The organism is Haloferax namakaokahaiae, from assembly GCF_042663225.1.
In the GTDB taxonomy this organism is placed as follows: domain Archaea; phylum Halobacteriota; class Halobacteria; order Halobacteriales; family Haloferacaceae; genus Haloferax; species Haloferax namakaokahaiae.
In genome coordinates, this window is the sequence record NZ_JBHTAA010000005.1 from 665,395 (window position 1) to 683,800 (window position 18,406).

Annotated in this window: 19 protein-coding genes; 14 read left to right on the top strand and 5 right to left on the bottom strand. The window is 63.9% G+C overall.

Features of this window, described 5'->3' with window-relative positions; all coding sequences use genetic code 11:
- Nucleotides 1–12: 12 nt before the first annotated feature.
- The 3 genes from ACFQJC_RS10985 to ACFQJC_RS10995 all read right to left on the bottom strand — a co-directional run bounded on the left by ACFQJC_RS10985 (nt 13) and on the right by ACFQJC_RS10995 (nt 1,987).
- On the bottom strand, nt 13–693 hold the full coding sequence (locus ACFQJC_RS10985; RefSeq protein WP_390223419.1) for a type 1 glutamine amidotransferase domain-containing protein: 681 nt from the start codon (nt 691–693) through the stop codon (nt 13–15).
- 154 nt (nt 694–847) lie between these two features.
- Complete coding sequence (gene hpt / locus ACFQJC_RS10990; RefSeq protein WP_390223421.1) at nt 848–1,414, bottom strand: hypoxanthine/guanine phosphoribosyltransferase; 567 nt, start codon at nt 1,412–1,414, stop codon at nt 848–850.
- A gap of 171 nt (nt 1,415–1,585) precedes the next feature.
- Entirely contained in the window at nt 1,586–1,987 is a 402-nt protein-coding gene (locus tag ACFQJC_RS10995; protein ID WP_390225597.1) for a hypothetical protein, read from the bottom strand.
- A gap of 571 nt (nt 1,988–2,558) precedes the next feature.
- Between ACFQJC_RS10995 and ACFQJC_RS11000 the strand changes: the two genes are divergently transcribed.
- From ACFQJC_RS11000 to ACFQJC_RS11055, 12 genes are all read left to right on the top strand, one after another.
- Nucleotides 2,559–3,101: an NAD-binding protein gene (locus ACFQJC_RS11000; protein ID WP_390223423.1), complete on the top strand. Its 543-nt coding sequence runs from the start codon at nt 2,559–2,561 to the stop codon at nt 3,099–3,101.
- On the top strand, nt 3,102–5,312 hold the full coding sequence (locus ACFQJC_RS11005; protein ID WP_390223425.1) for a universal stress protein: 2,211 nt from the start codon (nt 3,102–3,104) through the stop codon (nt 5,310–5,312).
- Between the two features lie 95 nt (nt 5,313–5,407).
- Complete coding sequence (locus tag ACFQJC_RS11010) at nt 5,408–5,884, top strand: Lrp/AsnC family transcriptional regulator (protein WP_390223427.1); 477 nt, start codon at nt 5,408–5,410, stop codon at nt 5,882–5,884.
- Between the two features lie 190 nt (nt 5,885–6,074).
- Nucleotides 6,075–7,172, top strand: a complete 1,098-nt coding sequence (locus tag ACFQJC_RS11015) for a monovalent cation/H+ antiporter subunit E (protein ID WP_390223429.1) — start codon at nt 6,075–6,077, stop codon at nt 7,170–7,172.
- Nucleotides 7,172–7,462 carry a cation:proton antiporter gene (locus ACFQJC_RS11020; protein WP_390223430.1) on the top strand — a complete coding sequence of 97 codons (291 nt, stop codon included), beginning with the start codon at nt 7,172–7,174 and terminating at the stop codon, nt 7,460–7,462. The genes ACFQJC_RS11015 and ACFQJC_RS11020 overlap by 1 nt, the downstream gene beginning before the upstream one ends.
- A 1-nt stretch (nt 7,463) precedes the next feature.
- Nucleotides 7,464–7,781, top strand: a complete 318-nt coding sequence (mnhG, locus tag ACFQJC_RS11025) for a monovalent cation/H(+) antiporter subunit G (RefSeq protein WP_390223432.1) — start codon at nt 7,464–7,466, stop codon at nt 7,779–7,781.
- Nucleotides 7,774–8,319 carry a DUF4040 domain-containing protein gene (locus ACFQJC_RS11030; protein ID WP_390223434.1) on the top strand — a complete coding sequence of 182 codons (546 nt, stop codon included), beginning with the start codon at nt 7,774–7,776 and terminating at the stop codon, nt 8,317–8,319. The genes mnhG and ACFQJC_RS11030 overlap by 8 nt, the downstream gene beginning before the upstream one ends.
- Complete coding sequence (locus ACFQJC_RS11035) at nt 8,316–8,783, top strand: MnhB domain-containing protein (RefSeq protein ID WP_390223436.1); 468 nt, start codon at nt 8,316–8,318, stop codon at nt 8,781–8,783. Before ACFQJC_RS11030 ends, ACFQJC_RS11035 begins: the two co-directional genes overlap by 4 nt.
- Nucleotides 8,780–9,139, top strand: a complete 360-nt coding sequence (locus tag ACFQJC_RS11040; RefSeq protein WP_390223437.1) for a cation:proton antiporter subunit C — start codon at nt 8,780–8,782, stop codon at nt 9,137–9,139. Before ACFQJC_RS11035 ends, ACFQJC_RS11040 begins: the two co-directional genes overlap by 4 nt.
- Nucleotides 9,132–10,613: a monovalent cation/H+ antiporter subunit D family protein gene (locus ACFQJC_RS11045; protein ID WP_390223438.1), complete on the top strand. Its 1,482-nt coding sequence runs from the start codon at nt 9,132–9,134 to the stop codon at nt 10,611–10,613. The genes ACFQJC_RS11040 and ACFQJC_RS11045 overlap by 8 nt, the downstream gene beginning before the upstream one ends.
- The gene (locus ACFQJC_RS11050) at nt 10,610–12,316 is read left to right on the top strand and encodes a cation:proton antiporter (RefSeq protein ID WP_390223440.1); all 1,707 of its coding nucleotides are present in this window, start codon (nt 10,610–10,612) and stop codon (nt 12,314–12,316) included. The genes ACFQJC_RS11045 and ACFQJC_RS11050 overlap by 4 nt, the downstream gene beginning before the upstream one ends.
- Complete coding sequence (locus tag ACFQJC_RS11055; RefSeq protein WP_390223442.1) at nt 12,316–14,061, top strand: Na(+)/H(+) antiporter subunit D; 1,746 nt, start codon at nt 12,316–12,318, stop codon at nt 14,059–14,061. Before ACFQJC_RS11050 ends, ACFQJC_RS11055 begins: the two co-directional genes overlap by 1 nt.
- A gap of 14 nt (nt 14,062–14,075) precedes the next feature.
- Here the strand turns inward: ACFQJC_RS11055 and coaBC are convergent, their stop codons facing one another.
- Nucleotides 14,076–15,230: a bifunctional phosphopantothenoylcysteine decarboxylase/phosphopantothenate--cysteine ligase CoaBC gene (coaBC, locus tag ACFQJC_RS11060; RefSeq protein ID WP_390223443.1), complete on the bottom strand. Its 1,155-nt coding sequence runs from the start codon at nt 15,228–15,230 to the stop codon at nt 14,076–14,078.
- A gap of 134 nt (nt 15,231–15,364) precedes the next feature.
- The gene (locus ACFQJC_RS11065) at nt 15,365–16,138 is read right to left on the bottom strand and encodes an FAD-dependent oxidoreductase (RefSeq protein WP_390223445.1); all 774 of its coding nucleotides are present in this window, start codon (nt 16,136–16,138) and stop codon (nt 15,365–15,367) included.
- 232 nt (nt 16,139–16,370) lie between these two features.
- On the opposite strand from ACFQJC_RS11065, the gene ACFQJC_RS11070 reads away from it, so the two are divergent.
- Both ACFQJC_RS11070 and trkA read left to right on the top strand, forming a co-directional pair.
- The gene (locus tag ACFQJC_RS11070; protein WP_390223447.1) at nt 16,371–16,907 is read left to right on the top strand and encodes a type II toxin-antitoxin system RatA family toxin; all 537 of its coding nucleotides are present in this window, start codon (nt 16,371–16,373) and stop codon (nt 16,905–16,907) included.
- Between the two features lie 106 nt (nt 16,908–17,013).
- Nucleotides 17,014–18,351 carry a Trk system potassium transporter TrkA gene (gene trkA / locus ACFQJC_RS11075; protein WP_390223449.1) on the top strand — a complete coding sequence of 446 codons (1,338 nt, stop codon included), beginning with the start codon at nt 17,014–17,016 and terminating at the stop codon, nt 18,349–18,351.
- The last annotated feature ends 55 nt before the right edge of the window (nt 18,352–18,406 follow it).

The following is an 18,406-nucleotide window of genomic DNA, read 5'->3' on the forward strand; positions in this document are numbered from 1 at the left end:
CTTAACCTGCTTTTATTCGCCCAATTCTTCCAACAGCGTCTGCGCCGCTGCGGCCGACGAGCCGGGCCCACGAGCGGTAATCAAGTCGCCATCGACGGTGACGCTCGTCTCGGAGTCGAGTTCGGCGTCCCAGAGACCGCCGGCGGCTATCACCTCGTCTTCGACCCAGTACGGCAGCTTTCGGCCGTCGGGCATCAGGTCGTCTTCGTCCACGATGCCTTCTTCCCACTCGTTCGGGAAGCCGGTCACCTCGCGGCCGTCCACGAGGAACGACCCATCGGCCTCGCGGGTGAACGCGAGGATGCCGACGGCGTGACAGACGACGAGCGCCTTGGTGTCTTCGCCCGCGACCGCCTGTAGGAGTGCTTGGCGAGCGTGTCGGTCCTGGTTGATGTCCCACTCGGTTCCGTGGCCGCCGGGGAAGACGACGGCGTCGTAGTCGCGGGCGTCCACGTCCGCGAGCGTCTCTGGATTCTGGAGGCGCTCGTCGTTCTCGTGAACCTCGACGACGTGTTCGGCGAGTTTTTCGCCGACGTTCTGGGGGTCGATAGACCGCTCGTCAACCACTGGCGCGCCACCTGTCGGCGTCGCCACGGTCACATCGACGCCCGCGTCCGTGAGCGTCGTCAGTGGTTCGATGCACTCTTCGCCCCAATAGCCCTCCTCGCTGACGATGAACAGTGCTTCGGTCATCGACCCTACGTACGGACTGGCGACAAAAAGGCTCCGGGGTGGCGGAAAACGTGGGGGCGACCGGAGCGACGTTCACCGACGGCTGGAAGGAAGTCGTCTCACGCAGGCGTAGCGCACACGAGAGTCAGGTCAGAAAACGGTCGTCGTCTGTCGGTCAGTCGTCGCCGTGTTCGTCCACGATGACGACCGAACCGTCTTCGACTTTCACGTTGATGAGCGTCTTGACGTGGTGGTCGGTGTCGTCGAGTTCGTTCGAGCCGGCCTTCTTGATGATGGCGACGGTGTCAACGACGTCCGCACCGATGTGGTCGAGCGCGTCGAGGACGGCCTTCATCGTGCCGCCGGTCGAGAGCACGTCGTCGAGGACGAGGACGCGGTCGCCCTCGTTCACGTCGTTGATGAACATGTCGCCCTCGGAGTAGCCGGTCTGCTGGTGAAGCGAGACTTCGCCGTCCAGTCCGTACTCGCGCTTGCGGATGACGACGAGCGGGATGTCGGTCATGAGCGAGACGGCCGTGGAGATGTGGATACCCATCGCCGCGGGCGTGACGATTTTGTCCACGTCTTCGAGGTTGACCTTTCGGATGATTCGGATGACGATTTCGCGCAGGAGACCGGGTTCCAGCATCGGAACACCGTCGCTGATGGGGTGCACGAAGTATTCGTAATCGCCTTTTTCGATGATTGGCGCGTCGAGAAGCGACTGCCGCAACTGGTCCATGTCGCCCGTTCCCCGGGTTAGGCATAAAATGTGGCGGTTCGGCGGGAGTCGGTGACAGCGACCCACGACGAGTGATATCGACTCACGTGGGGCCGGGAAGTCGAGACTGGAGTGCAACGAGCGTCGCCACTTCGGACGCACTCGAAGCCGGAACGAACAGTTCCCGACCCGTTACATTCCACCCAGGAGGTGGGACGCAGTCTTGACCAGCGGTTCGACCGGTTCGTCTTCCTCGACGAACAGCAACATGCCGCGGCCGCCGCAGTACACCTGCAAGACGGCGTAGTCGCCTTCGTCTTCGAAGCGATATTCGACGCTGTTTTGGACGGGACTGAGTCCCGAAAACAGCCCACGCTCCATGAACTCGCGGCGTGTCTCCTCCGCGAGGTCACTGAGGTGTGACACGAGATCGCTTCGTGAGTCGAACGCGGTTCGAACGGATTCGCCAACGTGGAACAGGTCGAACGAAGTCGCGCCGTAGACCGCAACCAGAGAAACGTCCCCCTTCGACGTTTCCTGAATCGCGTTCATGACGAACTCGCTTCGTGGACCCGGTGTGTTAGCGGAAACCATCCGCGCTGGGTCAATTATCATGCAATCCCACCTCGGTCTGACGCTGCGCGTCTCCCTGCCCGGAGCGCGCGCCTGGACCTACCATAATTGGTGATAGTCAGTTGGTCATATAAAACTAGAGGTGGACATGAAGAGTCAGCGAAGATTATTCGCTGGAGACGACACAGCGTGGGTGGGCGTAGACCCTCAGAGGAAGCACCTGAGGCGGATAACTCGAACGTCACGAATCGAACGACGAGCGAACGAACGGCGTCTGGGGTCGCCCTCAGCGCGGCACCTATCAGAATCCGTATGTTTCTCACACCCCACCTCGATAGAGACGATTCGGCCAAAATGGGATGGATATCTGCCGAGTCGAGAATATTCTCCGTGGAGATTGTTGTTTCGTCCGAAGCACCGAATTTCGGACAGAACAAGGCTGAGACGTCGTAATTTCCAATTTCCAAGGACATAATGTGTATGATAAACCGTTAATTTTGTCGAATCAGCAAATTAACCGCACATATTATGGCGTTCCGTCTCATAGGCAGAGTCAATCGACCCGAGCGTTTCGCGGCGGTCGTACACAAGCATGCTCGAACGAACACTGATACTCGGTGGCGGCCACGTCGGACGCACCCTCGCAGAGCGACTGAACGGGGGCGTCGACGACGTGTGCTACATCGACGAGAGCGAGACGGCAGTCCAGCGCGCTAAACACAACGGCGTCAGCGCACGAACGGCGGTTCTCAACGACTCACGTTCGTTACGGTCGGCTTGGTTCGACGACGTGGAACACGTCTTCGTCGTCGGCCGACTCGACGAGACCAATCTGTTCCTCGCAACCATCGCGCAGTCTCACTTCGGCGTCGAACGCGTCGTTGCTCTGGTCAACGACCCGCGAAACCACTCGGCCTACGACGACTTGGGTGTCAAAACGGTCTGTGCGGCCACTCTCGTGACGACCGCCTTCGTCGAACCGGTCTCGGTTGGGACGACCGACAGCGACAGTGCGGCAGTCACGGACGCCGATACCGACAGTCGGGGCAGTTCACGGACCCGGTCCCCGCCAGACCGTGGGACGTGGTTCACCGCCCACCTCGCACATCGACCGAACACGTCGGGAGGTGCCTGAATGGAGAAGTCGCTCGAACGAGACCTTGGAATCTTCTCGGTTCTCGCTATCAGTATCGGCGCGATGGTCGGCAGCGGTATCTTCATCTTGCCGGCGCTGGCTGTCGATATCGCCGGGCCGGCGGTCATCTTTGCCTACGTCCTCGCGGGCGTGCTCGTCCTCCCTGCGGCGCTGTCGAAATCCGAGATGGCCACTGCGATGCCGGAGGCGGGCGGCACCTACCTCTTCATCGAGCGCGGAATGGGGCCGCTCTTGGGCACCATCGCGGGCATCGGAACGTGGTTCTCGCTGTCGTTCAAGGGAGCGCTCGCCCTCGTGGGCGGGGTTCCCTACCTCCTGTTGCTGTTCGACGTCCCGTCGAGCGTCGTCACGCCCGTGGCGCTCGTACTGGCGGCGCTCTTGGTGCTCGTCAACCTCGTCGGCGCGAAACAGACCGGCCGGTTACAGGTCGGTATCGTCGCGGTCATGCTCGCCGCGCTCGTGTGGTTCGTCGTCGGCGGGACGCCGAGCGTGCAATCGACGAACTACCAACCCTTCTTCAGCGGCGGCGCGGGCGGCCTGCTCGCCGCGACCGGTCTCGTGTTCGTCTCTTATGCGGGCGTCACGAAGATTGCGAGCGTCGCAGAAGAGGTCGAGAACCCCGACCGGAACATCCCGCTGGGCATCCTCGGGTCGTTGATTTTCACGACGTTCCTCTACACGCTCATCGTCGCGGTGATGGTCGGCGTGACCGACCGCGGCGCGCTCGCCGAGAGCGTGACCCCGATGGCGCTCGCCGCCGAAGCGACGCTCGGAACGCCGGGTATCATCGCCGTCGTCGTCGCGGCGGTTCTCGCGCTCGTGAGCACCGCCAACGCTGGCGTGCTCTCCTCGTCGCGGTACCCCTTCGCCATGAGCCGGGACAACCTCGTTCCCCCGTCGCTCTCGAAGATTAGCGACCGGTTCGGCACGCCGAGTACGTCCATCACGGTCACCGGTGTCGTGTTGCTCCTACTCATCGCGTTCTTCCCGATTCTCGACATCGCAAAGCTCGCCAGCGCCTTCCAGATTCTCGTGTTCGTTCTCGTCAACCTCGCGGTTATCGCCTTCCGCGAGGGGAACGTCGAGTACGAGCCTTCGTTTACGTCGCCGCTGTACCCGTGGGTCCAACTCTTCGGTGCGGCGAGCGGCGCCGTCTTGCTCACGCAGATGGGGACGGTCCCAATCGTCGGTGCGGTCGTCCTCGTGGCGGCCGGGATTGCTTGGTTCTTCGTGTACGCACGGGGTCGAATCGACCGCGAAGGCGCGGCAATCGACGCAGTACGGCAGGAAGTGAGCCGGAACGCAGTCGAGCGTACTGAAGAGACGATGGACTCGTGGGCGAGCGATTATCGCGTCCTCGTCGCGCTCCCACACGACATCTCGAAGACGCGCGAGCGCTCGCTCGTTCGGGTCGCCGCCGACCTCGCCCGCGGAAACAACGGTCGCGTCACCGTCACGCGGTTCGAAGAGGTGCCCGACCAGGTGGCACTCACCCACGCTTCCGAAATCGAATCGCCGGCGGATATCCGATTCGAGCGCCAGACGGCCGAACTCTGCGAGGAGTTCGACGTCCCGGTCGAATACGGCGCCATCGTCAGCCACGACACCAAGCACGCGGTGGTAAACTACGCCGACCACGCCGAGGCCGACGTGTTGCTCATGGAGCATCCCGACACGTCTCTGAACGTGCGCGACCGACTCTTCGGCAGCGACACCGACTGGATGCTGGCCCACGCGACGTGCGACGTTGCGCTGCTCGACGACCGTGGTCTCGACGAGATTCAGACGGTCGAACTCCTGACGAGCGAGGGACCGTACGACCCGACGAAAGTCGCCGTCGCGGACGCAATCGCCACCCAATCGGGCGCGGACATCCTGTTGAACCACGCCGCGGATGCCGGCGACTCGGCCGCCCGAACCAAGACGCTCGAACGCTACAAATCCGAGATTGCCCAGTTGTGTTCGGCACCGGTCAAAACCGGGACACTCGTCGCCGACGGGGGACCGAATCACCCGACCGAAACCGGTGACATTCTCATCATCGGCGTCGAGGACGACCTCTCGGCGCTATCCACCCGGGACGACCACGCAGTTATCGACCACTGGGGGGACTCTGTGCTCGCGGTACAAGGTCGAAGCACGGTCACGCGCAGTCGCCTCGAACGTGCGCTCGACCGCTGGCTGTTCTAATCGCCAGCGAGCGCGGTCCACGCCGCGTCGGCACCCGGCGAGGCGTGACCCGTCTAAGCAAAACACCTATTTCACGCACGTTCTTTCGTCGGTACATGGCGTCAGTATCGGTCGATGACCTCGACAAATACATTCTATATGCGCTTCAGCAGGACGCACGACATACGTCCGGTGGCGACATCGCCGACACGTTCGGGGTATCGCCGAGTACGGTGCGAAACCGCATCGGAAAGCTCGAATCGAAAGGAGTCATCCGTGGAAGCCATCTCGATATCGACTACGAAGCCCTCGGCTACCAGCTCCACACGATTATCTTCTGTACGGCACCGATTCCCGACCGAGAGCGCCTCGCAAAGGCCGCATTGGAAGTCGATGGGGTCATCTCCGTCCGCGAAATCATGACCGGCGAGAAGAACGTTCACATCACGGCGCTGGGGCGAAACAGCGACGACCTGAGCCGTATCGGCCGCGAACTCAGCGCGATGGGCTTCGAAATCGCCGAAGAAGAACTTATCCGTAACGAGTACACCTGTCCCTACCGGCCCTTCGGCGACCTCTCCACCGAAGAATAACTCCGTTCGAACGGACGGAAAAACCGGGATTCGAGACGCAGACTAATTCGCCGATAGCGCACCGAACGAGGCGAATTCTCCATCCGATAGCGGAAAGCGTTTTGCTTGGCTTTTGTTAGAGACTGGTAGTACGTATGAGTCAGTACCAAACTTCGCGGCGAACTGTCTCGAACGACCTTGGGGGTGGCTGATGCCCGAACCAAGTGCGCGCATCCTCGTCCCCGTTGGGGACTCATCGACGTTCAGAAACACGGTGGCCTACGCGGTCCGTGAGGCACGTCGCGTCGCCGACGAAACCGGTCAAGAGCCGACCGTTCACTTCGTCTATCCCGTTCGGTGGCAACTCGTTGACGAGACCGAACGGTCGGCGGCCGACGAGGTGGCCGCTATCCTCGATAAGGCCCGCGTGTGGGCTACAGAGGACCTCGACTACGACGACGACGGCGACCTCTCGGACGAAGACATCACCGTCTCGATCGAAACCGCCGTCGTCGGCGAAGACCGATATCTGTTCTCACCGGGCGACTTCGCAGAGGTGTTGCTCGAATACGCGCGCGACCGCGACCTCGACCGCATCATCGTCGATCCGGAGTACCAACCGGGTGGAAGCGCGCCGATGCTCCAGCCGATGGAGGCCGAACTCTCGAAATCGGGGCGCGCCGTCGAGGAAGCGCCGGTCGAGCGCGTCGTCGAACGAAGCCGACTCCCGAGTCGGGCCAACGTCTCGAAAGCCGTCGTGATGTTCGGCGCGTCGTTCGGATTCTATCTGCTCTTGAGCGGCGTCGTGAGCACGTTCAACATCGTTACCGGCGCGATTTCTGCGGGCATCGTGACCGCGATTTTCGCGCGCATCTCGTTCGTGAACTCGCCGACTCCGCGGCGGTTCGTCATGCGAGCGGGTCGGTTCCTGATATACGTGCCGTACCTGCTCTACGAAATCGTGAAGGCGAACTTCGAGGTTGCGTACATCATCCTCCACCCGAAGCTCCCTATCGATCCCAAGATGCAGCGGTTCCGGGCGGCCATCTGGGGCGACCTCTCTGTGACGACGCTGGCGAACAGCATCACGCTGACGCCAGGGACGCTCACGGTCGATGTTGACCGCGACAGTCTCATCATCCACTCGCTCACGGGGTCGTCGCGCGACGGTCTCTCCGACGGTGCACTCGAGCGCGCCGTTCGCTTCGTCTTCTACGGACGCGCCGCCGCGCGAATCCCAACGCCGGCCGAGCGCGACGCAGTGCGTGACGGGTCCGCCCCACCGCGACCCACGGAGGACGCAGAATAATGGTACTCGAACAGCTATCGACGTTCCAGACGATACTCCTCGGTGCGGCGGGCGCGTTCGTCACGTTCGCGTTCGTCCTGCTCTATCGGGTCGTTCGCGGCCCGACGATGGAAGACCGCGTCATCGCCGTCAACGCCATCGGGACGAACGCAGTCGTCGTCCTCGCGTTAGCGGCAGCGGCGTTCGACCAGCCGGGGTTCCTCGACATCGCACTCGTCTACGCGCTGTTGAACTTCCTCGCCAGCATCGCCATCTCGAAGTTCATCGTCGAACGCGGAGGTGTGCTCTGAGATGACGCCGATGCAGTACCTCATCGTGGCGCTCGTCCTCGTGGGCGTCTTCTTCAGCTTCGTCGCCGTCGTCGGCATCATCCGACTGCCCGACCTCTACACGCGCGCTCACGCGACGTCGAAGAGTGACACCCTCGGCACGGTGTTGTCGCTCGGCGGCGTCGCGTTGCTCTTCGGCGCGGAAGTCGGGGCCATCAAGACGATGTTCTTGCTCCTGTTCATGTTCATCACGAACCCGACGGCCGCTCACGCCATCGCCCGAGCGGCCTACGACCAAGGTATCGAACCGTGGACCGCAGGCGACCGGGAGGGTGAGTGACGTGCAACTGATACTGTACGCCGTCCTGCTCACGTTCATCATCGCCGCCGCCCTCGCGGCCGCGTTCCTGCGCGACATCCTGAGCGCGATTATCGCGTTCGCCGGGTTTAGCTTCGGCATCGCCGTCGTCTACATCTTACTTCGCGCACCCGACGTGGCGCTCACCGAGGCGGCCGTCGGTGCCGGCGTGACGACCGTGTTGTTCCTCTTGACCATCGTTCGAACCGTTCGCCCCGGTGGCGACCGCCTGTTCGAGCGAATCAAGTGGGGACCGGCGGCCCTCGCAGCCGCCCTCGTGGGCGTGTTGCTGACCACGGTCGGGTCGCTTCCGCGTATCGGTGACCCTACCTCGCCGGTCGCGGTCTCCGAGGTGACGCAGTACTACCTCGAAAACGCGTATCCACAGACCGAAGTCGAAAACGTCGTCACCGCGGTGTTGGCCGCCTACCGCGGGTTCGACACGCTCGGCGAGGCGGCGGTCGTCTTGGCCGCCGGCATCGCCGTGCTCGTCGTCCTTCGAAAGGAGGCCTACGTATGAGTTCGTCCAGTTTCACCCCGCAGTCCTACGTCGAAAGTACGGTCATCATGACGACGGTTCGCGTCGTCAGCCCGTTCGTCTTCACCTTCGGGCTGTACGTCATGTTCCACGGTGCCGAATCCGCCGGTGGTGGCTTCCAAGGCGGTGCAATCGTCGCATCCAGCATCATCATGCTCGCGTTCGCGTTCGGTATCGACCCGACGCGCGCGTGGCTCAACGACAGCCTGCTCCGCGTCGTCATCGGCGGCGGCGCGGCGGCGTTCGCGCTCATCGGACTGGGCGCGCTCGCGTTCGGCGGGCAGTTCCTCAACTACTCGTCGTACGGAATCAGTCACGGCGTCAAGTACGGTATCGAACTCGTCGAACTCGGTATCGGAGCAATCGTCGCGGGGATTATCACCTCGCTGTTCATGAACCTCGCCGCCGGGTTCTCCGACGACGAGTCGGGAGGTGACGACGCGTGATAGACCTCCTCTCGACCCACTACAACTACGTCGTGAGCATCCTGCTGTTCGGCATCGGACTCTACGTCGTCATGGGGAGTTCCAACCTCGTCCGGAAGGTCATCGGAATGAACATCTTCCAGGTCGGAATCTTCCTCTTCTTCGTGACCACCGGCTACGTCGATGGCGGCGTGCCACCGGTCGTCGGTCACAGCGACGGCCCGTTCGTGAGTCCGCTCCCGCACGTGCTCATCCTGACAGCCATCGTCGTCGGGGTGAGTCTCACCGCCGTCGCGCTCGCGCTCATCGTTCGCATCTACAATGGTTACGGCTCTCTCGACGAAGACGTCATCAAGGAGGTACAGTTAGATGACTGACGCGCTGGTCCTGCTCGTCGTCGTCCCGATTGCGGCGGCGATACTGCCGGTGTTCCTCGGCGCCGTCTCCGACCGCGCCGGGTGGTACGTCGCGCTCGCAATGGCGCTCGTTCACCTCGCGCTGTCGGTCACTGTCGCCAACGCGGTGCTCGCTACCGGTCGCATCTCGTACGCGGTCGGTGGGTTCCAGCCGCCGTTCGGTATCGAACTCGTCGCCGACGGCGTCTCCGCGCCGCTCTTGGTGCTCGTCTCGGTGACGACGCTCGGCGTCTTGGCGTACGCACGCCGCGCCGGGCCGGACACGAACCCCTTCTACAGCCAGCTGTCGCTGTTGACCGCCGGTATCTCGGGCGTCTTCGCCACCGGCGACGTGTTCAACCTGTACGTCTTCTTGGAGATTACGGGACTGGCGACCTACGCGCTCGTCGCCAGCGGACGGTCGCCACGCGCGGCGCTGGCGAGCCTGAAGTACCTCTTTGTCGGTACCATCGGCGCGTCGCTGTACCTGCTCGGGACGGGCTACCTCTACATCGTCACGGGGACGCTGAACATGGCCGACCTCTCGGTCGCACTCGCCGAAGTCGGCTACACCGACCCGGCCGTGCTGACCGGATTCGCACTCATGGCGACCGGCCTGTTGGTCAAAGTGGCGCTCTTCCCGCTCCACACGTGGCAACCCGGCGCGTACGCCGAGTCGCCCGACACGGTGAGTGCGTACATCTCGGCGCTCGTCTCGACGGCCGCCGCCTACGCGCTCTTCCGTATCACCTACGCCGTGTTCACGCTCGACTTCCTCGACGCGGTGCCCATCGCGGCCGACGTGTTCGTCGCGCTCGGTGCGGTGAGCATCGTCGTCGGGTCGGCGCTCGCGGTCATGCAGTCCGACGTGAAGCGCATGCTCGCCTACTCGTCGGTCTCGCAGTTCGGTCTCGTCGTCGCCGCCATCGGTATCGGTAATCGGACGGCGCTCGTCGGTGCTATCGTCCACCTCATCGGCCACGCCGTGATGAAAGGCGGTCTCTTCCTGTCACTCGGGGTGTTCGCCACCTCCGCAGGTGCCAAAACGCTCGACGAGTTCGACGGATTGGCCGCCCGCGAACCGGTCACGAGCGCAGCCTTCGGCGTCCTCGCCTTCTCGATGGTCGGCATTCCGCCGGCAATCGGCTTCATCGGCAAGTGGAACATCGTCCTCGGCGCGGTCCAGGCGGGTTCGTGGGCCGTCGCCCTCGTGGTCGTCTTCAGTACGCTGCTGACGCTCGCGTACTTCGGCCGAGCAATCGAACGGATGTACTTCACCGCCCCCGAGACGGGCGACCACCCCGTCTCTACCGACGGCGGCCACGCCGATATCGAGGTCTCGTTCGGTATGCGTTCGGTGGTCGTCGTCGCGGCCGTGACCGCGGTGCTGCTCGGCATCGTCGGTTCCGACCTCATCGGCGTCATCCAGCCAGCTCTCGAGGTGTACTTCGTATGACTGAACTCCTCTCGTTGAGGCCGCTCGCGGCGGTTCTCGCCGCCGCAGTCGGCGTCATCTTCATCATCGCACTGCACAGTCGCCCGAACCTCCGCGAGGGCGCGACCATCCTCTCGTCGGTTTCGACGCTCGCCATCGTCGCCAGCATGGTTCCGGGCGTGCTCGACGGGACGACCTACGTCACCGACCTCGGGACGTTCGTCCCGGGCGTCTCGTTCACGCTCACGGCCGACCCACTCGGGATGATATTCGGCTTCCTCGCCAGCATCCTCTGGGTCGTCACGAGTTTCTACAGCATCGGCTACATGCGAGGACTCGACGAACACTCGCAAACGCGGTACTTCGCCGCCTTCGCGGGCAGTGTCAGCGCTGCTATCGGCGTCGCGTTCGCCTCGAACCTCATCGTCCTCTACGTGTTCTACGAACTGCTGACGGTGGCGACCTACCCGCTCGTCACCCACGACGAGACCGACGAGGCTCGAAAGGCGGGTCGCAAGTACCTTGCCTACACCTTCGGCGGCGGCGTCGCCGCACTCGCGGGGACGGCACTCGTCTTCTGGCTCACCGGCACCGTCGAGTTCACCCCCGGCGGCATCGCCGCGCTGGCGAACGCTGACCCGGTGCTCGCACGGACGGCGTTCGCGCTCCTCGTCGCCGGGTTCGGCGTCAAGGCCGCGCTCATGCCAGTTCACTCGTGGCTGCCGGACGCGATGGTCGCACCGACGCCGGTCTCGGGACTGCTGCACGCGGTCGCAGTCGTCAAGAGCGGTGTCTTCGGCATCGCTCGCGTCATCCTCGACGTGTACGGTCCCAACACCGTGGAATCGCTGGGCGTCGGTCTCCCGCTGGCCGCAATCGCCGCGTTCACGATTCTCGCGGCGAGTATCATCGCCCTCAGACAGGACAACCTCAAGCGGAGACTCGCCTACTCGACGGTGAGTCAACTCTCCTACATCGTCCTCGGACTGGCGTTGCTCGCGCCGTCGGCGCTCGTCGGCGGCCTGCTGCACATCCCCGCCCACGCGTTCATGAAGCTCACGCTGTTCTTCTGTGCGGGGGCGATTCACGTCGAAACCCACACCGACGACATCAGCGACATGGCCGGTATCGGCAGGCGGATGCCCCTGACGATGATTGCCTTTACCATCGCCAGTCTCGGCATGGCGGGGCTCCCGCTGGTCGCCGGGTTCGTCAGTAAGTGGTACCTCCTCATCGGCAGCATCGACGCGGGACAGACCGTGTTCGCGTTCGTCCTGCTCACCTCGGGTATCTTGAACATTGGCTACTTCTGGCCGGTCATCTATCAGGCGTTCTTCCAGACGCCCGAGGACTCGGACGCGAAACCGCTCATCGAGTTCCCCATCGGTGGGGTGCTCGCCCGCGCCGACGGCGGCACGAAAGATGCGAAGTCCATCGCCGAGGAGACGACCTACGCGGTTGACCGCAATCCGAGCGACCACGTCGAGACCGAATCACACGACAACCACGACGACCACGACAACCACGACGACCATCATCACGGTGGGCCGCCTGCGGGTGGCTGGGAACGCCGTTCGATTGGCACCGAGAGCACGTGGTTCATGATGGCGCCGATTGCGACGGCCGCGACCGGCGCTATCGTCCTCGGTATCGTCCCGTACGCGGCTGTGTTCCTCGCGCTCGTCCAACAGGTCGTCGCGGGGGCTACGGGGGTGGTGTTCTGATGGCGTCCGCACTGACGCTCGTGCCGCCCGCGTTCGTCGTGCTCGCGGTGGCGCTCGTCATGCCATTCGTCTCGCGCCGCGTCGGCCACGGTCTCGGCATCCTCGCTACCGGCGGGGTCGCCATCTGGTCGTTCGTCGTCCCAGCGGGCGTCTACCTTCCGGTGACGTTCCTCGGCTTCGACGCGGTGCTGTTCAACGTCGATGCGTTCTCGCGGTTGATGGGCATCATCTTCGGCATCATCGGCGTCGCGGCGGTGCTCTACTCGTACTCGTCGGACGCACGGAACATGCAGACGGCGTACGCCCTCGGCTACGTCGGAACGAGCCTCGGCACCGTCTTCGCCGGCGACTGGCTGACCATGGTGTTCTTCTGGGAACTCATGGCGGTCACCAGCACCCTCCTCGTGTGGGACTACGGCGGCAAGGCGGTCCGTGCCGGCTACCGCTACGCCATCGCGCACGGCATCGGCGGCAGCCTGCTCATGGGCGCAATCGTCTGGCAGTACGCCGAGGTCGGGTCGTTCCTGTTCTCGGCGACCAACGGCATCGTACCGGGCATTCCCGCCGCGCTCGCGGCCGTGGGCATCGGCGTCAACGTCGGCTACGTCGGCCTCCACACGTGGCTTCCCGACACCTACCCGCGGCCACACTTCGCGGCGTCCGTCTTCCTGTCGGTCTTCACGACCAAGACCGGCGTGTACGGACTCGCCCGCGCGTTCCCCGACGGCAACCTCGCAATCGCCTACATGGGTACCGCGATGGCGCTGCTCGGCGTCATCTACGCGCTCTTGCAGAACGATATGCGCCGGCTCCTGTCCTACCACATCCAGTCGCAGGTGGGGTACATGGTCGCCGGCGTCGGCATCGGGACGGCGCTCGCAACCGCCGGGGCGTTCGCCCACGTCTTCAACCACATCCTCTACAAGGCGCTGTTGTTCATGACGGCGGGCGTCGTCCTCTCACGGACGAACGAGGAGAACCTGAAGTACCTCGGAAACCTCCGTGGCGCGTTGCCGATGACCGCGCTCGCCTTTACCATCGCGGCGTTCTCCATCAGCGGCTTCCCCGGCTTCAACGGCTTCGTCAGCAAGGGGATGATTACCGCCGCGGCGCACAAAGAGCACCTCGACGGCATCTTCTACATCCTCCTCGCCGCCGGCGTGGGGACGTTCATGTCGTTCATCAAGTTCGGCTACTACGCGTTCTTCCGTGACGCCGACCGCGACTGGTCTATCGACCGCGCCTACGCGGGACAGGCCGTCGCCATGCTCAGCGTCGCCGGGTTGTGTGTCGCGTTCGGTCTCTACCCCGACGCGCTGTTCAGCATTCTCCCCGGCAGCACCGCCGACGCACACCCCTTCACCGTGGGTCACCTCGCAGAAGGGTTCGTGCTCGCCGTACTCGGCGTCGTCGGCTTCGTCCTCGTCAAGAAACCGCTCTCGAAGGTCGGTGCCGTCCCCGACGTGGACGCCGTGTTGAACCCGGCGGTCTTCTACGGGACGCGCGCGCTCGTCCGGGGCACGACGAACCTGTACGCCGCCGTCGATGGCGTCGTCTCACGCGGGTCCTACGCCGTCGCCGACGCGATCGCCGACCCGTACCCGACGGTCCGTCGAGTCGCAGGTGCGCTCGGTGACGAAGACGCGAACCAACTCACTACCGGGAGCCTCCGAGCGACCATCGCAACGAGTATCGTGCTCGTCTTGGTCGTCCTCGGGGCCTACCTCGTCGGACTCCTCGGCTGAGGAGTCTCGACGACTCAGAAGAGTTCTTTTTCGAGTTCCGCCGCGAGACGAGCGCCGAGTTCGGCTTTCGTCCCGGTAAACTCGCTCACGTCGCCGTCGCGGACGAACAGCGTTCTCGTCTCGTCACTTCCCATCACAGACGCGTCGTTGGCGACGACGAACGCCAGCCCAACGCGGTCCATGATGCGCCGCGCTTCGGCGACCATCGCGTCGTCGTCACCCGACGTTTCGGCTTTGAACCCGACGATTGTGAGGTCCAGATGCGACTCACGGATGGTGTCGATGAGTTTCGGCGTCGGTTCGAGTTCGAGGGTTCGCGCCTCGCCGGAGCGGATCTTCGAGTCGGCCGCCTCCACGGTGAAATCCGAGATGGCGGCCGCAGAGACCAGCGCGTCCGCGTCGGCGACCGATTCTTCGACGGCCGCGAGCATCTCCGCGCCGGATTCGACCTGCTTCACGTCGGCATAGTGAACGTCCGGCCCGTCGTGGACGAGCGTCACGTCCGCGCCGTGGATGGCGAGTGCGCGAGCGACTGCGCGCCCAGTCCGGCCGGAGGCACGATTCGAGAGCGTCCGAATCGGGTCGATGGACTCAGTGGTCGCTCCCGAAGTCACGACGACCGACTTTCCGGCGAGCGACTGCTCGGTGGTCGCCTTGGCGACGCCGGTGACGATGGCCTCCTCGGTGGCAATCTTGGCCTTCCCTTCTTCGATGCGCGGGTCCACGAACTCGACGCCCCACGATTCGACCTTTCCGATGGCTTCGAGGACGCCGGGGTGGTCGTACATCGGTTCGTGCATCGCGGGCGCGACGACGACCGGCACGTCCGCGCCGAGGGCCGTCGTCGCACAGGTCGTCACGGGCGTATCGTCGATAGCCGCCGCGATTTTCCCGACCGTGTTGGCGGTGGCTGGCGCGACGAGGAACACGTCGGCCCAGCCCTCGCGGCCACAGAGTTCGACGTGTTCGACGCGACCCGTAATCTCGGTGACCACGTCGTTCTCGGTGGCGAATTCGACCGCCCACGGGTGGATGATACCGGTCGAAGCGTTCGACATCACCGCGCGAACCGACGCGCCCTGCCGACGGAGTTCGTGCGCCAACTCGACAACCTTCACGGCCGCAATACTCCCGGAGACCCCGAGCGCGACGTTCACACCTTCGAGCATTCACTCAAAGTGCGCCCGCAATCGGTTAAAAGGATTCGCGTCGTGAACGAGCGGGACGGAGGAAACTCGCGTTACTCTTCGAGTCGGTCGATTCAGCCGTCCAGTCGGCCGAATCAGTCGCCGAGCCGTCCCAATTACTCGTCTAACCGGCCGAGTTCGTCCTCCACGAGACTCGGGTGCGTACGCTGTGGTTCGGTGTGCGGGTCGGCGAAGAACGACTGCATGACCTCGCGCGACTCGTCTTCACGGGCCTTCCACTCGTCGAGCGGAATCTCCTCGCACGCCGGCGGCACCTCGCGCCCGCGGTCGGTGAAGTAGCCCTCTGGTGCGACCCAGTCGTTGTAGAACGGCGTGTTCGAGTCGTGGACGAGCGTAATCGCCGTCTCCGCCGCATCGCCCGCGGCGACGACGGTCTGGTGGTAGATTTCGGTGAGACGGCCAGCGGCATAGATTCCCTCGACTGCCGTGCGCCCGAGTTCGTCGGTGTCGATGTAGGTTTTCGACCCCGCCGCGCGGAGTTCGACGCCCGTGTCTTCGAGGTACGACGCGTCGGACCACGACGCTGCGAGCAGGCGAGTCGCGGTGATGGTCGTTTCGCCGTCCGCTGTCTCGACGGTCACGTCGAACTTCGGCTCTTCGGCCGTCCCGACCACGTCCACGGCGACGACGCGTCCCGTGCGCTGTTCGGCACCGGAGCGGTCGGCCTGTTCGGACAGGAGGTCGGTGAAGAGATGGCTGTTCACCCCGGCGGGGAATCCCGGTACGTTTTCGAGGTGGGCGTTTCGGCGGACGATGGATTCGCCGTCGTTGACGACGAGCGTGTCGAGTCCGGCGCGGGCGAGGAACGTCGCCGCGGTCAGACCGGCCACGCCGCCACCGACGACGAGGACATCTCGCTGTGCTTCCATACCGACAGTTATCGAATCTGCGGAAAAAGCAAATCGGTTGTCGCCGTGGTCGGCGCGGTTGCCGTGGTTGCCGCGGTTGCTGTGGTTGCTGTGGTCACCGTGGTCGGCGTGGTTGCTGTGGTCACCGTGGTCACCGCGGTCGTCGCTGTCGTCGCGGTCGCCATGGTCGTTACCCGGCAGGCCGCCGCATCTCGCCTAAAGGGCTTTGTTCTCGCCGACCAAACCTTGTGTCGTGGACGAGATAGTCGTCAGCACCGTGGTGTATCTGCCGCCCGAGGAGATTTACGAATTTCTCGTCGATTTCCCGCGCTACGCCAACTACTCGAAACACCTGACCGACGTGCGACAGGCGGGTGACGGGTCGCCGGGAACGCGCTACCAACTCCGGTTTTCGTGGTGGAAACTGACCTACACCGCCGAATCCGAGGTGACGGCGGTAGAGCCGCCGACGCAAATCGACTTCGAGATTATCAAAGACATTCACGCCGTCGGCCAGTGGCGCGTCGAACCGCTCGACGAACTCCCCGACGGTGCGCCGTCGGACGCCGAGACGGCCTCGCGCGTCGTCTTCGACGTGAAGTTCGACACCGACACCGTCGAGGAGGGCAACATCGACCTGCCGCGGTTCGTCTCGCTGGGGTGGGTCATCAACCGCGTCAAACCCATCCTCCAGCGGGAGGCAGAGCACATCGTCGAGCGAATCGTCGCCGACCTCGAAGGCCGGCGTCGGCAGGTCGATATCACGATTCACACCAATTCGAGGGCGTGAATCGCGTGGCTCGTGTGCACACGAAACGGGCAACGTGTGCCGGCGAACAGAAATGCACATACCTTCGGCTTGTTCATGTAGCGACAATGAGAGAGGTTGGGCTGACGTGCGTGTAATCATCGTCGGGGCCGGTCAGGTGGGGTCGTCTATCGCGGCCGACCTCGATGGCACACACGAAGTCGTCATCATCGACTGCGACCCAGAGCGGGTGGACGAACTCAACTACTCGCTCGACGTGCTCGCGCTCGAAGGCGACGGGACGGCCGTCTCGACGCTCGAAGAGGCGGACGTCGAACGCGCCGACATGGTCATCGCATCGACCGACGACGACGAGACGAACATCGTCGTCTGTGCGACGGTGAAAGCCATCTCGAACGCGTTCACCATCGCCCGCGTGAAGAACACCGAGTACCTCCGGACGTGGCAGCGCTCGGAGAAGGCCTTCGGCGTGGACTTCATGGTCTGTACGAACCTGCTGGCCGCGGAATCCATCGTTCGCGTCGTCGGTCTCCCCGCCGCCCGCGACGTGGACCCCTTCGCCGGCGGCAAAGTCCAGATGGCCGAGTTCGAAGTGGACGAGACGAGTCCGGTGACGAACCAGACGGTCCAGCAGGCCGACCGCTTCGACTCGCTCACGTTCGCGGCACTGCTCAGAAACGGCTCTGTCATCATCCCGCGCGGTGACACGGTCATCCACAGCGGCGACCGAGTCGTCGTCATCGGGAGTCCGCAGAGCGTCCAGGAGTTCGCTCGGACCATCGCCCCCGAAGAGGAAGTCGGCCCGGCGGAGGAAGTCGTCGTGGTCGGCGGGAGCGAAATCGGCTATCACGTGGCGCGACTCCTCGAAGAACGCGGCTTCAAACCCCGTCTCATCGAGCAGGAGAGCGAGCGAGCGCGCGAACTCGCCGAAGACCTGCCGAAGACCATCGTCATGGAGAGCGACGCGACGGACATCGAGTTCCTCAAGCGCGAACACGTCGATGAGGCCGATATCGTCGTCGCCGCGCTCGACTCCGACGAGAAGAACTTGCTCGTCTCGCTGCTCGCTTCCCGACTCGGCGCGGAACGAACCGTCGCCGTCATCGACACGACGCCGTACGTCGAACTGTTCGAGGCAGTCGGCGTCGATATCGGCGTGAGTCCGCGCGAAGTCGTCGCCGAGGAGATTACGCGCTTTACGCGCGACGGCGGCGCGGAGAATATCGCGCTCATCGAGTCGGACAAAGCCGAGGTACTGGAGATAGAAATCGACGCCAAGAGCCTGCTCGCCGGCAAGCCGATTCGGGAGTCGGTCTCCTCGCTCCCCGAAGGCGTCGTCATCGGCGCTATCACCCGTCAAAACGAGTTTATCACCCCCCGCGGGAACACCATCATCGAACCCGGCGACCACGTCGTCGTCTTCGTGGACAACACCGTCATCGATACCGTCGCACCGAAACTCTGAGCGACGAACGTGGCGAGTAGAATGCGAACAGGCAAGTTTCTCGGGTGTCGAACGT